We start from the raw sequence: 14,394 nt of genomic DNA on the forward strand, positions 1-14,394 counted from the left end.
ATTCATCTGTTTGGGACAATGAACTTTGAGAACGCGATCGATATTGCGAATGCAGCCCTGGCAGAGTGCGTTGATCGCTACCTCAGCGATGTGGAAGTGCAACTGCTTCAGGGGGCATGGCGAAATGATACCTACGAACAGATTGCTGAAGCCGCAGGGTATTCCAGCAGCTACTTGGCGCGCAAAGTTGGACCGCAACTGTGGCAAAGACTCAGCCAGGCGTTGGGAGAAACCGTCAGTAAAACCAACTTTAAGGCGGCGATCGAGCGGTATGGTCGAGCGTGGGAAGAGCGAAGGCGGCAGGCGGCAGATGGCAGTGGAGAACGTTCTGTCGTAGATAGTGTATTGACAGCGGTGGAGACAAGTCCCGAAGCATCCGTTACTTCTCCTCACCAACCCATTCCCCCATCTCCTCATCACGATTGGGGTGAAGTCGTGGATGTCAGCTTTTTTTGCGGGCGGACGCAAGAGTTACACACCCTTCAGCAGTGGATACAGCACGATCGCTGTCGGCTCGTTGGCATTCTGGGGATAGGGGGTGTGGGTAAAACGTCCCTTGCGGCGAAACTGGCTAAAGCACTAGCTGAAATTGAACCACCGAGCACCTCCGGCTTCCCGTTTCAGTATGTCATCTGGCGTTCTCTGCGGAATGCGCCTCCGCTGGAAACATTGTTGAGTGATTTGATCTTATTTTTGTCGAATCAAACAGATACGCAGACGGATTCAGGGCGGTTACTACACTGGTTGCGAACTCATCGCTGCCTGATCATTCTGGATAATTTAGAAACTATCCTGCAACCAGGCGATCGGGCGGGACACTACCGAGAGGGATACGAAAACTACGGTGAACTGCTGCAAACACTGGGTGAAACACATCACCAAAGCTGCCTGATCTTCACCAGCCGCGAAAAGCCAGTAGAAATAGCTGTGCTGGAAGGCATGGAGTTTACGAGTCGTTCCCTCACCCTTAATGGCTCTGTAGAGGTAGGACAGGCCCTACTCCAGGCAAAAGGTTTGGTCGGTTCAGATACACAGCAACAACAACTGTGCGATCGCTACAGCGGTAATCCTCTGGCTCTGAAAATTGTTGCCACTTCGATACAGGATTTGTTTGGCGGTGAGATTAAGTTGTTCATGGCTCAAGATACGTTTTTGTTCAATGGAATTCGGCGACTGTTGGAGCAGCAGTTTGAACGATTGTCGTATCTGGAACAGACGGTGATGTACTGGTTGGCTATTAACCGGGAATGGACAAGCATTGCGGAACTCGAAACCGATATTGTACCGAAGGTATCTCGCTCAAGTTTACTGGAAACATTAGAATCCCTATATTGGCGTAATCTGATTGAGAGACGGACAGGTAGCTATACACAACAGCCCGTCGTGATGGAATATGTCAGCGATCGATTAATCGAAAAAGTTTCCACTGAAATTGTCACTGGAAATATTACTATTCTCGATCGCTTTGCATTGATTAAAACCAGCGTCAAGGAGTACATTTGCGAAAGCCAAGTACGATTAATTTTGCAACCAATCGCTGAACTACTTTGCAAAACCTTTAATTCACAAACAGTGTTGGAAGAGCAGGTGTTGCGAATTCTGATAAGTTTAAGGCGATCGAAAGTGAAACTGTCAGGATATGGAGCGGGTAATCTCATCAATCTTTGCAATTATCTACAGCTTGATCTGACAGGATTTGATTTTTCTGAACTAACGATTCAACAAGCCTTTTTGCAAGAGATAAATTTACATTGTGTGAACTTTAGTCATTCAAGTTTTATTAAATCTGCCTTCGCACAAATCTTTGGAGCTATATTTGCAACAACATTCAGTCCAAATGGTGAACTGTTTGCGACCGGAGAATATAACGGCAAAATCCAACTCTGGCGTGCATCTGACAATCAAACCATTTTGCTGATCAAAGGACATGGCAGTTGGATCATGTCTCTCAACTTTAGCCCTAATGGAAGACTGTTAGCCAGTGGTAGCGCGGATAACACTATAAAGCTTTGGGATGTACAAACAGGACAGCTGTTAAACACATTTCAAGAAACGGGTTGGATTATGTCTGTTCGTTTCAGCCCCGATGGAACAACATTAGCGAGTGGCAGCACTAACCATACAGTAAAGTTGTGGGATGTGCAGACAGGACACTTGTTGAACACACTAGAAGGGCACACCAATTCAATCTGGTCTGTCGATTTTACTCCTGACGGCAGGTTGCTGGCCAGCGGCAGTACCGACCACACGGTGAAGTTGTGGGATGTGCAGACAGGACACTTGCTGGACACACTAGAAGGGCACACCAATTCAATCTGGTCTGTTCACTTCAATTCAGATGGAACGACATTAGCGAGTGGCAGCACCGACCATACGGTAAAGTTGTGGGATATACAGACAGGACACTTGTTGAATACACTGAAGGGACATAGTAGCTGGGTTTCATCGGTTCGTTTCAGTCCGAATGGAAACTTACTGGCTAGTGCCAGTGATGATCACACTGTCAAACTATGGGATGTGCATACAGGAAAACTGTTAAAAACACTGCAAGGACACACCAATTTGCTGTGGTCAATCAGCTTCAGTCCGGATGGAAACTTACTGGCTAGTGCCAGTGATGATCACACCATGAAACTATGGGATGTGCATACAGGAAAACTGTTAAAAACACTGCAAGGACACACCAATTTGCTGTGGTCAATCAGCTTCAGTCCGGATGGAAACTTACTGGCTAGTGCCAGTGATGATCACACCATGAAACTATGGGATGTGCATACAGGAAAACTGCTAAAAACACTGCAGGGACATAGCGATTGGGTCATGTCCGTCAGTTTTAGCCCGGATGGGGAGAGACTGGCAAGCGCAAGTGCCGACCATACCGTGAAACTTTGGAATGTTCGTACTGGCAGACTGTTAGAGACACTTGGCGAACATGTTTACTTGGTGTGGTCAGTTTGTTTTAGTCCAGACGGAAGTTTATTAGCTAGCGCAAGCCAGGATCATACTGTGAGACTCTGGGATATTTCTTTTCTTAATGGACAAGCCGATCGCCCTAGAAATCCAACAACGTTACAACAACATACCAATTGGGTTATGTCCATCAGCTTTAGTCCAGATGGGGATCGGTTGGCGAGTGGCAGCACTGACCATACCGTTAAACTTTGGGATGTCCATACTGGAACATTGATCAAAACGTTGAAGGATCACAGCGGTTCCATGTGTCCCACTCACTTCAGTCCCGATGGCAAATTGTTGGCTACTAGTATGAATTGCACAATAAAGCTATGGGATGTTGAAACATGGCAACTTCTGAAAACCTTCCAGGGCCACACCGATCAAATTTCATCCCTCAACTTCAGCCCGGATAGTACTCTATTAGCTAGCAGCAGCACTGACTTTACAGCCAAATTGTGGAATGTGCAAACGGGAGAACCTTTAACGACTTTGAAAGGGCATACTGACTGGATCTTATCCATTGCATTTAGTCCTAAAGGGAAACTATTAGCCAGCAGCAGCGCAGACGGAACAATCAGGCTTTGGGATGCCCAGACGGGCAAGTGCTTGAACATCTTGAGAGCCGATCGCCCCTACGAAGGGATGAATATCACTGGAGCCACCGGGTTAACCCCTGCTCAAAAAGAGTCGCTGAAAGCGTTAGGGGCGATCGAATTTGAGGAGACGCAAGGGATTGATCAGTAGAGAGGGGTCATATGTCTCCACCCAGGAGAACGTCTTCATCACCCCCCATTGCACTGGCATGAGTCCTTTTACGTTGCTGACGGAGCGGGCAAGATGCCCACCCCACAAGAATTTCCCACAGGAATTACAGATGATTCAGTTTGTATTCCTATGAATTAACATAGAACGTACGCAGTCCAGCTTTTGTGCCCCTCCAGTGCCCTGATTTTGGGGAATCGGAAAATGAAGGAGCAACCCGCCGATGGTGCAAACCCCGATCGAAACTGACAGTCTGTATCCCGATTCTGACGGCAAGCCGATGGCAGACAACACGATTCAATATGGCTGGATTGTTCGTCTAGTCACCAATCTGAAGTGGCTGCTGAAGGATCAAGTTGCCTTTGTGGCGGGTGACTTGCTCTGGTATCCCGTTCCGGTGGAAGTCCCGCCTGCGCCTGCTCAAGCACCGGATGTCATGGTGATTTTAGGTCGTCCAGACGGCGATCGGGGCAGTTATAAACAGTGGGAAGAGGGGAATGTTGCGCCCCAAGTGGTGTTTGAAATTCTGTCTCCCAGCAACAGTGCCAGAGAAATGTTAGCCAAGCAATCTTTCTACAAAGAGCATGGTGTTCTGGAAATGTTCTTCTATGATCCAGATTCCCATGACTTTTGGGGGTTAGTGCGAAGCCATACCGATCAAGATTTTTTTCCGATTACTGCGATCAATTTCCCCTGGACTTCTCCAATTTTGGGAATTCGGTTTGAATTGGCTGAAGATGGCTTAATGGTATTTCATCCCAATGGTGAACCGTTCCAAGATCCCGATGCCTTCATGGAAGAACGCGATCGAGCTAAAGAAGAACGCGATCGAGCCTTTGCCAAACTGCGGGAACTGGGTATTGATCCCAATCAGATTTGAGCCAATTGGGGTTAGCCGCTTTCAAGTGATTAATGATCTCTTTTGTCCTATCTCCCATCAAGTTTCTCTGAAACCCCCTGAGTCCCAAGTAAAGTCTATAAAGATGCAGATGCGATGTAGCGTCGTTCTGGTTAGGGTGCAGCTATGGCCACACCCTGCTGAACCTGAGTGTAAAAAAAATCATGCCCCGATCGCTAACCAATTATCATATTAAGCTTCTGGCAGCCCTGTTTATGGCGATCGACCACATTGGAGTGGTGCTGTTCCCCGATGCGGATATTCTACGAATTTTGGGGCGATTTAGCTTTCCGTTATTCGCCTGGCTGTTGGTGGAAGGAGAGAAGCACACCTCTGATGTGCGCCGATATGGGCTGCGGTTGCTGGTGTTGGGGATTATCTCTCAACCTATCTACTGGTTGACCTTTGAGAGTCAGCGGCTCAATATTTTGTTTATGCTGCTGCTGGGCTTACTGAGTCTTCGGGGTAGTCGAATGTTTCCCTCATGGCAGATCATCATCTGGCTGGGCAGTGCTGGACTGGCAACGGCGATCGGGATTGAATATGGGGCTTACGGAATCGCGCTGATTGCTCTGATCGGACGGTTTAAGCCGGATGGGATCTGGTGGATGAGCTGGCTGTTGCTTCACTTAGTCACATGGCTGGTTCTGCCTAACTTAGGCAGCTTTCAAGTTCCAGCGATTTTCACGCCCCTTTGCTTTAGCCTGACCAATCATCAACGCGGTGCAAAGGCACGATGGTTTTATTGGTTCTATCCGGTGCATCTTTTGATCCTATTTTTCATCCGAGCGCAATTCTTTTAAGGGGATAAGAGGAGTTCACATCCATCTTCACAATACTGAGTTTTGCTGGAGCGTCTCTGAGATGGCTTGAATCAAAACTTCAGGTTCGATCGGCTTGGACAAATGGCGTTGAAATCCCGCCACCAGGGCTTGCTTCTGATCAAACTCGCCCACATAGGCCGTCAGGGCGATCGCAGGCACAATTCCCCCCTGTTCAGCAGGCATGGTTCTAATGCGCTCAATCAGCCCATAACCGTTCATTTCAGGCATACCAATATCGCTCACCAGTACATGGGGCTTAACCTCAGGTAACACCTGTAACGCCTCACGGGCCGTCGCAACCGAAAACACATTGGCTCCTGCTTGTTGCAAGGCCAGGGTCATGAGGTCGCGGGTATCTGCTTCATCATCGACCACCAGCACCCGCACCCCGGTTAAGGCTTGCGATCGATCGCCGGATTCCTGGGTAGGCTCTGAAGGAGTATCTTGATCATCATTCCCATGACCCTCTGTTTGCAAAGGAAATTCGATGCTAAAGGTTGCTCCCTGTCCTTCACCGGGACTGGTGGCGTAGACCGATCCGCCTTGCAGTTCGACCAGATGCCGCACGATCGCTAACCCCAGCCCCAATCCGCCATAGGAGCGGGTTGTGGAACTGTCCGCCTGACGAAAACGATCGAATACATAGGGCAAAAATTCAGGATGAATTCCCCGTCCCGTGTCAGTTACGCTAATGCGAGCACAGGAGGCACCAGGAGTTGACTGCTCTTGCGCCCTGTGGGTTTCGATTCTTGCCAAGGTAATGCACACCTGCCCCCCCTCTGGGGTAAATTTAATGGCGTTAGAGAGGAGATTCCAGACGATTTGTTGTAATCGATGCGCATCACCCAAAATCGTACCGATATCTGGATCTAATTGAGACTGAAGTTGAATCTTTTTAGCCTCCGCTGCCGGTCGAATGGTTTCCATCGCCGTTTCAATTGCTGGTATTAAAGCAATGTTTGACAAATGGAGATGCAGCTTACCCGTAATAATCCGAGAAACATCTAAGATATCTTCAATCAACTGGGATAACGATCGGGTATTACGATCGATCGTTTCTGGGCCCGGGTCGTCATACTCTCATCAAACTTACGAGTTCGCAGCAGTTGTGTCCAGCCCAACATCGCGTTGAGTGGCGTTCGCAATTCGTGGGAAAGGGTTGCCAAAAATTCATCCTTGGCCCGGTTCGCCTGCACTAATTCTTCCGTCTGCTGTTGCAGTTCAGTAATCAGACGCGATCGCTCCAGGGCAGTAGCCACCTGTTCCGTTACCACCTGCAACAACGCTAATTCATCACTGCTAAAGTGAGTTCGGCTGCACGTTCCAAAGGACAGCGTCCCAATTAGTTGTCCCTGCGCCAGCAATGGATAGGAGGCATAGGCCGTCAGCCCCAGCGATCGGATCAATTCCGTTAAACTATCCGTACACTGCTGCACCCGCTCCACCACAAAAGGCATTCTTTGTTCGGCCACCGTTCCACATACGGATTGTCCTAGCTCTATCCATTCAATTCGCTGGGCAACTTCGTCAGCTAACCCTTGATAGGCTTGTAGTCGCAGCTTTTGCTGGTTTCGATCTAGGAGATAATTCAGATAAACTTCCAGTTGAAGATGATCAGAGAGCTGGCTGAACAGTCCAGTTATAAACGTATTCGGGTGTTCGTGCAGTAGCAGGCTGCTGGAGGTGGAGTAGAGCAAACTGAGACGCTCATGGCTACTCTGCAACGCCTCTTCCGCTAACTTACGCTCAGTAATATCTTCCTGCAACAACACAACTTCTCGAATCAGGTCGGTTTCATTGCGCACTGGATATATGTAAGCCTGCACCCATCGCGGCGGGTGGTTTTCTAAATCGATATCAGGAAGCGTTTGGCTGGGCTGATACAGAACTGGGGGAAGAACCGTTGCCTCTCCGGCAAAACCCTGCTGGATATAAGGCATTAGCCCCTTTGCAATCAACTGCTCATCCTGCAAAATATTGTAGTCCGCTAAGTGATCTAAGGTGACCCCCCACAGCGTTTCCCAGGCCCGATTCACCTGAATCGTTCGTCCATCCGGTGTGAAAATTTGAATACTGAGGGGAGATTGCTCAATCAGCGTCCGAAACCGAATCTCAGATTGCCGAACGGCGGCCTCAGCCCGCTTTTGCTCCGTCAGGTCAACAATAAATCCTACCCCCAGTCCGGGTTCATCCAGAGCTGCCGTGCCCACAAACACTGGGACACAGGTTCCATCCTTCCGCAGATATTCCTTTTCGTAGGGCATATGGCTTCCCTGCTGGCTCATTTCCCGGATCGCCTGCCGATCGATGGAGTGATATTTGGCTGGAGTCAGTACAGTCCAATTTAACTGCCCTGATTGAATCTCCGGACGGGTGTATCCAATCAGCTGGAGGAAGGCATCGTTGGCTTCTAAAATTTGTCCCTGATCGTTAATAATCGTGATGCCAATGATGTTTGCATCCACCAGGCAGCGTAGACGCGCTTCACTCTCTCTCAGTGCGGACTCCGATCGCTGGAGATAGATGGCAATTTGTTCAGCCGCCAACCTGGCCCGGCTTTGAGCCCGAACAATCGCAAACAAAACTGCGCTGAGTAGTAAACCCCCTAGGAGAATATAGGGAACTCGACTGCCCTCAAAGGTGGCTTCAAATTCTGGGCGAGAAGAAAAAACTAAACTCCAGGTTCGCCCAGCGACATTTAGGGTTCGAGTGGTGGTGAACCGGGGGGAGTGAAATAGGGAGGTGAGATCGTCTGCATGGGAGCGATGCATCAAATGTTCAGGCTGTAATTCTGAGCCATCGTACACTTGAATGTTGAGTTGGCTGGGATGGTCATCCCCAAAAATCCCCCTCAACAAATCATCCGCCCGGAAGGGACTGTAAACAAAACCCTGGAGAGCCGATCGCCGCTCAGTGACGGTATTGCTCGGTTGGCCCATGCGATAGACGGGGACATAAATCAGAAACCCGGCTTGCCGATCGACATCAATTTCCTGTACCAGGGTGACTCGACCGGATGCTGCGGCTTGCCCAGTATCCCTGGCCGGATCATTGCAGCGCGGCGCGTTGGTTCCGTAAACATATCAAAGCCAACCGCTGCCTGATTCCGCTGATTGAATGGCTCTATATAAAGAATGGCGTGGTATTCCGAGCGAGAAGCTACCGGACGAATCGAAAATTGGATGCCCTGCTGGCGCAATTCTGTCGTGAGGCGATCGACCTCATCGGGCCGCAGCCGGACGGAGAAGCCAATGCCTTGCAGTCCGGGATACCGCTCCTGGATCCGGAGTTGCTCAATAAAAATGCGAAAGTCGGTACGGGTGACTTCGTTGCTGGCTGCAAATAAGCCTTTCCCAGCATACAGTAGCGTAATGTGGGACTGTAACCGATTTTCGATCGTGCTCTGGGTGCGTTGCACGGCATTCTGAAACCGCAGTTGATCTTTCACTTCGGCTGTAATTGCCAGATAGTGAGAGAACAATAGCGTGATAATGATCATCCCCAGCAGAATAATGTAGGGAATCCAAGAACGATGGCGTTGCGATAGGTTCAAAAACGATTCGAGCCTGGTACACAGCGATCAATTATTATCGCCGATGACATCTTAAATGGCATCTTCTTTTGGAGAGGGATATAGATGATTTTGGTTTAGTTCGGTGGTTCCTGCACCTGAAATCCAGACCATAGAACAATCCCCTCCACCTGGCAGCCCAGAGCCTCCAACCACTCCGCGACCTCGTGATTGCTGTTGTGAAGTAAGGTGTAGTCCCGCTCGTCCTGAACGAAGGACATCCGGTTCAGCGGATTCACAATTACTGTCTCAATATTTTGGTTAAATCGAGAATTTAATTGTTCAACCAGCTGAGCCACGTTCTGGTTATCTGCGATGAAGCTGACCAGAGACCCGTTGTAGAATTCTGTAGCCTGCTGCAAATCTCGAATATTGTCGTATGTGCGCCGACCGATCGCCCCTTGGGTGGGCACCAGTAGGGCTTGAAGGGCGGTACGTACCGACTGTTGATACAGGGCAAAGTACTGCCAATCGCCATAGGCATACTGCACCCAGCTTTCATCCTGGGGCAACACCAGCCTGGAATGATAGTCCTGATTCATGACGTAAACTGTCACGGGAGCCGCCACCTCAGCCGGAGGAATAATCGTGGGCGATAGGAGGATCCACCCCAAGCCGATCGTCATCAGCACGGTCAACCCAAATAGCCACATATTGCGGGAAGACATGGCTATTCCCCCCCACTAACCCAATTCATGAATACTCCTCAGCGTTTGCTCCATTTCCTCAGCAGTGTTGTAAATCCCTGGTGTCAGTCGAGCATAGGATGGCGAATAGGGGGTGGTGCTGGCAATAATATTGCGCTTTTGCAGCTCTTGAACCACCTCCTGGGGGCGCATTCCCTCCACATCAAAGCACACAATTCCGGCTGAAAGGGTTTGCTCCATCGGCGTGTACAACGTAATGTGCGCCATTTTAGCCAGTTCTGCCTTCAGTTGTTGGCTTAATCCATGAATCCGCTCTGCCACCTGGGATGCCCCCAACTGCTGCTGAAACTCAAAGGCCTGGCCATGGCCCACAAATGCTCAAAGGACTTGAACCCACCGGGGGTCATCCAGCCGCCCCAACCCGATCGGCGCGTGAAGGTGGGAATCGTGGGCGAAACGGCCGCCTGCGATCGAGGGTTGCCCCAGAGAATCCCTGTCCCGCGTGGGCCAAACATCCACTTGTGGGTGCCAGCCGTAAAAAAGTCGCAGTTTAAGTCTCGTACTCTTGTGGCTTCAACCCCAAACCCATGCACCCCATCGACCAGGAACAACACCCGATCGGCTTCTGCACGAGGGGCATTGATCTCAGCCAGGCGATCGGCAATCTGACGAATCGGCACCTTTAACCCCGTACTGGAATGAACCCAGGTGGCCGTCACCAGACGAGTTTGGGGACGAATCGCGGCAATCAGGGTATCTACCATCTCATCAGCCGAAACTGACTGAATCTCCTGGTACAGGGGAATGTTGCGAACACTGGCTCCCGATCGCGCCGCTTTATACTTCAAGGATTCATGGGTTGAGTAATAGTCAAACTCAGTGGTCAGCATTTCCTGGTCGGGACGGATTTCCAGCCCATTGATTACCAGCGCCGTTCCCATCGTAGTGCTATCGGTAATCGCCAGATCATTGGGTTGCACTCCCATGTAGGCAGCAGCCTGCGATCGCACCACTGCCTGAAATTCACCGTTATTTTCCTGCAAAAAAGCCGCAGGATTGGCATTCAACGCCGCCCGGTAATCTTCGATCGCCGCCTGAATCGGAGCCGGATGAGTTGCAATCAGCAAACCTGCCAGATGGATATATCGCTGATCTAGCCCAAACAAATCGTGAATGTTCGTCCAGTCCGCCGATCCCGCCTGCAAAGAAGCTCTCACCGTTTGAGCAGAGGCGATCGTCCGTTGAGTGGCAACGTTCAAAACTGCGCTAACGGACGTACCTAAACCAACGGTGGCGAGAAAATTTCTGCGGCTCCAAGTCATGGGGGCTGATTCGTCAGGGGGAATTCGTAGGTGCCCCTTTACTATACACAGCCTGAACCGGCATCGTCTGAGCAAGGCATTTCAGGGAAAAGGGAGATAGCTGGTTTGGGCCAATTTAGCATCGATCCGGATCACACCCATTCGAGTGGGGGTCTACTACCTTGAAATCTGCAATTTAGACTGCTGGAGTTCCGTAATGAATGGATTATTGCGTTCCACAACTCGATCGTTGTTGCCTCGGTCTACCCAGGCAACCCAGGCGGTCACTGAGTTTAGAGGACTTCAGGGGAGCAACTTAACCAGTCAAAAGCAGTCCCGGACGATGAGGCGGGCTGCATCCAGTGCTTCATCAAGCATTGCCGAGTTAGAGCGGGCCACCTTTCAGCAGATTAATCAGCATCGTCGCCAGAACGGGTTAGCCGCCCTCCAGCGCAATTCGGTAATCAATCAGCAAGCTCGTCAGCACAGCCAGGCGATGGCCAACAGCCGCAAGTTAAGCCACGATGGTTTTTCCAGCCGGGTCAGAGTGATTGGCAATCGAATTGCCTACAAATCTGCCGCTGAGAATGTGGCATTTAACCAGGGATTCAGCAATCCTGTAGCCCAGGCGGTGAATGGCTGGTTGAGGAGTCCGGGTCACTTGAAAAATATTGTAGGTAACTACAATTTGACCGGAATTGGCGTGGCGAAGAATAATCAGGGTGAATTTTACTTCACGCAGATCTTTATTCGTCAGTAAATTGATGCGATTCAGGGGAAATTCTTCGAGCCGGTCAAAAACCTGATCCTGTCGATACAGATCTGCCGTTCTCAGGCTGCTCTGGGAGGAACGATGAGGTGGGAGCAGTTTGAGTTTTGTCGGTCAGCCGGGGCAAAGATGGGGCACTACCAAGCCAAGACGCTGGATCTTGAGTTTGCAAGAGATTTTTAAAGTAACGTTGAACTTTACTATCTGGTCTTGGGGTTTTGAATTCCCAGGCACTAGAATCGGTCTAACGGTAAGAACTGTGTCACCCTGTTTTCAGCTAGTGTTGAAATTTAATAACCATAAACCCCATCAGGTCAGGCTTTTGAACATCTGGTTCTTTGAAACTTTGGTTCAAGGTTGTCACTGATGGGGATTTTTCTGAACCGTACCGTCTGAACCGTACCGTCTGAACCGTACAAGTATGGCAACGGGTGCAAAAGGATTTCCGTTGCACAGGCATCTTGCCTGCCAGGGAGGGGTTTCGTATGCATCTGCAAAAGTAGAATACCCCCGATATCAGTCCCTTTTCCGGCAGGTTGGGTTGTGAAGAATGGGGTGAACAGCGGGCTATTGATGGATGCTCATCCAGTGATTACTCCATTTGCTGCTGATTCTGCAAAGGTAGGAACGATCGGCTCTACCCGTCGATGTTGCAAAATAAAGTTGCTGGCAGTGAGAGTGGGACGACCGATGAGCGTCGCAAAGTGCCCACCCTGCCCAAAGCCCGGTCTGGTGCGATTGGGATTGTAGAACAATTTGCCATTTTTCGAGTGATAGACAATGACCGCCTTGCTCCTGGCTGCTTGACGATTTCCTGCAACAACAGCAAAGAAGCCCGATCGCTGAAACTGCCGAGGCGTAATGCGTTGCAGGGCGGTAAAGGTCGATCGATCCAGGACGATTTTGTCTTGTCGGTGTTGAAAGCTGCGAATCGTACTGATACCAATTTCGCGGCTAAAGGACGTATCTAGTTCAAACACATACTGATCTTTACCGGCTCCCCCGATCAACGTATCGTTCCCCATGTTGCCAACGAGGCGATCGTTTCCTGCACCACCCACTAGCACATCATTGCCCGCACCACCGTAGAGCACATCATTGCCTGCGCCACCATCAAGCGTGTCATTGCCTGCTTCACCATACAGCGTGTCGTTGCCAGGGTCTCCTAACAGCAGATCTTCGCCATCGCCAGCAAACAGCACGTCATTGCCTTCGCCACCATAGAGAGAATCATTGCCTTCGCCGCCAAACAAAAAATCTGTTCCAGATCCCCCCACGAGCCAATCCTGCCCGGCTTCCCCATAGAGATGATCGTCGCCTTCACCTCCCTCCAAGAAATCATTGCCCTCGCCAGCATAGAGGAAATCATTGCCGTGTCCGCCTGAGAGTGTATCATCGCCGGTTTCGCCATAGAGGAAATCATCACCATCTCCCCCGTCTAGACGATCGTTGTGCGAACCGCCAAACAGGACATCATTGCCCAGCCCGCCGTTCAGGACATCGTCTCCGGTTTCGCCATACAGCACATCATCGCCATCTCCCCCGTCCAGGGTATCGTTGCCTTCGCCGCCAAACAGAATGTCATTGTCGGCTTCCCCCAGCAGCAGATCATCCCCAGCTTCACCGTAGAGGAGGTCATTGCCAATCCCGCCAGCGAGCGTATCGTTGCCTTCGCCCCCGTGCAGGGTATCTGCACCACTACCACCCTCTAAGTAATCATGGCCAGCACCGCCATCTAACGAATCATTTCCGGCCTCGCCATAGAGCCAGTCGTTGCCTGTGCCGCCATGCAGGCGATCGCTTCCAGCACCACCGTAGAGCGTATCATCCCCCATTTCACCGTAGAGCCAGTCATCTCCATCTCCACCATGCAGTGAATCATCTCCCTCACCACCGTAGAGTGTATCCTGTCCACCATCACCGGAGAGCGAATCATTGCCCGCTTCGCCAAAAATCAGATCATTGCCAGTGCCACCGGCTGCCCGATCGTTGCCTTCACCACCATAAATTTCATCATTTCCACTGCCGCCCCACAGAACATCCTCTCCTGTGCCACCACTTAAAAGATCTGCTCCATCACCACCCTCCAGGGTGTCATTTCCTACATCGCCATAGAGCGTATCGCTTCCCGTTCCACCTCGCAAAAGGTCATTGCCCGCTTCACCATACAAAACATCTGCCCCGTCACCCCCCTCAAGGGTATCGTTCCCTTCACCACCATGCAGAGCATCATCCCCTGCTTCGCCGTAGAGCCAATCGTTGCCCGCTTCACCATAGAGCGTATCGTTGCCACTTCCGCCCCATAGGGTGTCATTGCCTTCACCACCCCGGAGTTGGTCTTGTCCGGCTTGCCCTAAAAGCTGATCGGCTCCGGCTTCACCGTAGAGCAAATCATCGCCATCACCGCCCTCCAGCGTGTCGTCTCCTAAGCCGCCATACAGCTGATCGTTGCCCGCTCCCCCCAGGAGGGAATCGTTTCCTGTTTCTCCAATCAGTTGATCGTCGCCGATCGTTCCAATGAGCGTATCGTTTAATTTTGAGCCAACCAAATTCACCGCAACACTAGCCATTCAGGGTTTTGCCTTTTGTGAGGTCATGGAGAACCATGACAATGGGTAACAATGCGGTAGATTACCCCTGAAGCATTGAATGTGTAGATTCAAGGTA

Annotated in this window: 10 protein-coding genes and 1 pseudogene; 4 read left to right on the forward strand and 7 right to left on the reverse strand. The window is 50.6% G+C overall.

Annotation, left to right across the window (positions count from 1 at the left end; all coding sequences use genetic code 11):
• The first annotated feature begins 18 nt into the window (after window positions 1-18).
• The 3 genes from ACM1PF_RS27545 (at window position 19) to ACM1PF_RS27555 (ending at window position 5,418) form a co-directional block, all read left to right on the forward strand.
• Window positions 19-3,699 carry a WD40 repeat domain-containing protein gene (locus ACM1PF_RS27545; RefSeq protein ID WP_416669269.1) on the forward strand — a complete coding sequence of 1,227 codons (3,681 nt, stop codon included), beginning with the start codon at window positions 19-21 and terminating at the stop codon, window positions 3,697-3,699.
• Between the two features lie 241 nt (window positions 3,700-3,940).
• Entirely contained in the window at window positions 3,941-4,597 is a 657-nt protein-coding gene (locus tag ACM1PF_RS27550; protein WP_416669271.1) for a Uma2 family endonuclease, read from the forward strand.
• A 182-nt stretch (window positions 4,598-4,779) separates the two neighbouring features.
• Window positions 4,780-5,418 (forward strand): TraX family protein, encoded by a 639-nt coding sequence (locus ACM1PF_RS27555; RefSeq protein ID WP_416669273.1) that lies wholly within the window; start codon window positions 4,780-4,782, stop codon window positions 5,416-5,418.
• A gap of 27 nt (window positions 5,419-5,445) precedes the next feature.
• Here ACM1PF_RS27555 and ACM1PF_RS27560 read toward each other — a convergent pair whose 3' ends face one another.
• The 6 genes and pseudogenes from ACM1PF_RS27560 to ACM1PF_RS27585 all read right to left on the reverse strand — a co-directional run bounded on the left by ACM1PF_RS27560 (window position 5,446) and on the right by ACM1PF_RS27585 (window position 10,979).
• Window positions 5,446-6,366 (reverse strand): ATP-binding response regulator, encoded by a 921-nt coding sequence (locus ACM1PF_RS27560; protein WP_416669275.1) that lies wholly within the window; start codon window positions 6,364-6,366, stop codon window positions 5,446-5,448.
• A gap of 92 nt (window positions 6,367-6,458) precedes the next feature.
• Entirely contained in the window at window positions 6,459-8,210 is a 1,752-nt protein-coding gene (locus ACM1PF_RS27565) for a PAS domain S-box protein (RefSeq protein WP_416676819.1), read from the reverse strand.
• A 54-nt stretch (window positions 8,211-8,264) separates the two neighbouring features.
• Window positions 8,265-8,938, reverse strand: a pseudogene (locus ACM1PF_RS27570) (CHASE domain-containing protein); the annotation flags it as partial.
• A 149-nt stretch (window positions 8,939-9,087) separates the two neighbouring features.
• Window positions 9,088-9,678, reverse strand: coding sequence for a DUF2459 domain-containing protein (locus tag ACM1PF_RS27575; RefSeq protein WP_416669276.1), 591 nt, complete (start codon window positions 9,676-9,678; stop codon window positions 9,088-9,090).
• Window positions 9,679-9,693: 15 nt separating this feature from the next.
• Window positions 9,694-10,029, reverse strand: coding sequence for an aminotransferase class V-fold PLP-dependent enzyme (locus tag ACM1PF_RS27580; RefSeq protein WP_416669278.1), 336 nt, complete (start codon window positions 10,027-10,029; stop codon window positions 9,694-9,696).
• Entirely contained in the window at window positions 9,954-10,979 is a 1,026-nt protein-coding gene (locus ACM1PF_RS27585; protein WP_416669279.1) for an aminotransferase class V-fold PLP-dependent enzyme, read from the reverse strand. Before ACM1PF_RS27585 ends, ACM1PF_RS27580 begins: the two co-directional genes overlap by 76 nt.
• Window positions 10,980-11,175: 196 nt before the next feature.
• Here ACM1PF_RS27585 and ACM1PF_RS27590 point away from each other — a divergent pair, with 196 nt between their 5' ends.
• The gene (locus ACM1PF_RS27590; RefSeq protein WP_416669281.1) at window positions 11,176-11,718 is read left to right on the forward strand and encodes a CAP domain-containing protein; all 543 of its coding nucleotides are present in this window, start codon (window positions 11,176-11,178) and stop codon (window positions 11,716-11,718) included.
• Window positions 11,719-12,308: 590 nt separating this feature from the next.
• On the opposite strand, the gene ACM1PF_RS27595 is transcribed toward ACM1PF_RS27590, so the two are convergent.
• A complete protein-coding gene (locus tag ACM1PF_RS27595; RefSeq protein WP_416669283.1) occupies window positions 12,309-14,297 on the reverse strand; it encodes a calcium-binding protein in 1,989 nt (662 codons plus the stop codon).
• Between the last annotated feature and the right edge of the window lie 97 nt (window positions 14,298-14,394).

This window comes from Egbenema bharatensis FJBBOT/2019 (genome assembly GCF_048077055.1).
GTDB lineage: Bacteria > Cyanobacteriota > Cyanobacteriia > Elainellales > Elainellaceae > Egbenema > Egbenema bharatensis.

Coding starts and splice junctions, on each gene's coding strand:
- ACM1PF_RS27545 (WP_416669269.1), top strand. CDS start 19: ATGAACTTTGAGAACGCGATCGATATTGCGAATGCAGCCCTGGCAGAG.
- ACM1PF_RS27550 (WP_416669271.1), top strand. CDS start 3,941: ATGGTGCAAACCCCGATCGAAACTGACAGTCTGTATCCCGATTCTGAC.
- ACM1PF_RS27555 (WP_416669273.1), top strand. CDS start 4,780: ATGCCCCGATCGCTAACCAATTATCATATTAAGCTTCTGGCAGCCCTG.
- ACM1PF_RS27560 (WP_416669275.1), bottom strand. CDS start 6,366: ATGGAAACCATTCGACCGGCAGCGGAGGCTAAAAAGATTCAACTTCAG.
- ACM1PF_RS27565 (WP_416676819.1), bottom strand. CDS start 8,210: ATGCATCGCTCCCATGCAGACGATCTCACCTCCCTATTTCACTCCCCC.
- ACM1PF_RS27575 (WP_416669276.1), bottom strand. CDS start 9,678: ATGTCTTCCCGCAATATGTGGCTATTTGGGTTGACCGTGCTGATGACG.
- ACM1PF_RS27585 (WP_416669279.1), bottom strand. CDS start 10,979: ATGACTTGGAGCCGCAGAAATTTTCTCGCCACCGTTGGTTTAGGTACG.
- ACM1PF_RS27590 (WP_416669281.1), top strand. CDS start 11,176: ATGAATGGATTATTGCGTTCCACAACTCGATCGTTGTTGCCTCGGTCT.
- ACM1PF_RS27595 (WP_416669283.1), bottom strand. CDS start 14,297: ATGGCTAGTGTTGCGGTGAATTTGGTTGGCTCAAAATTAAACGATACG.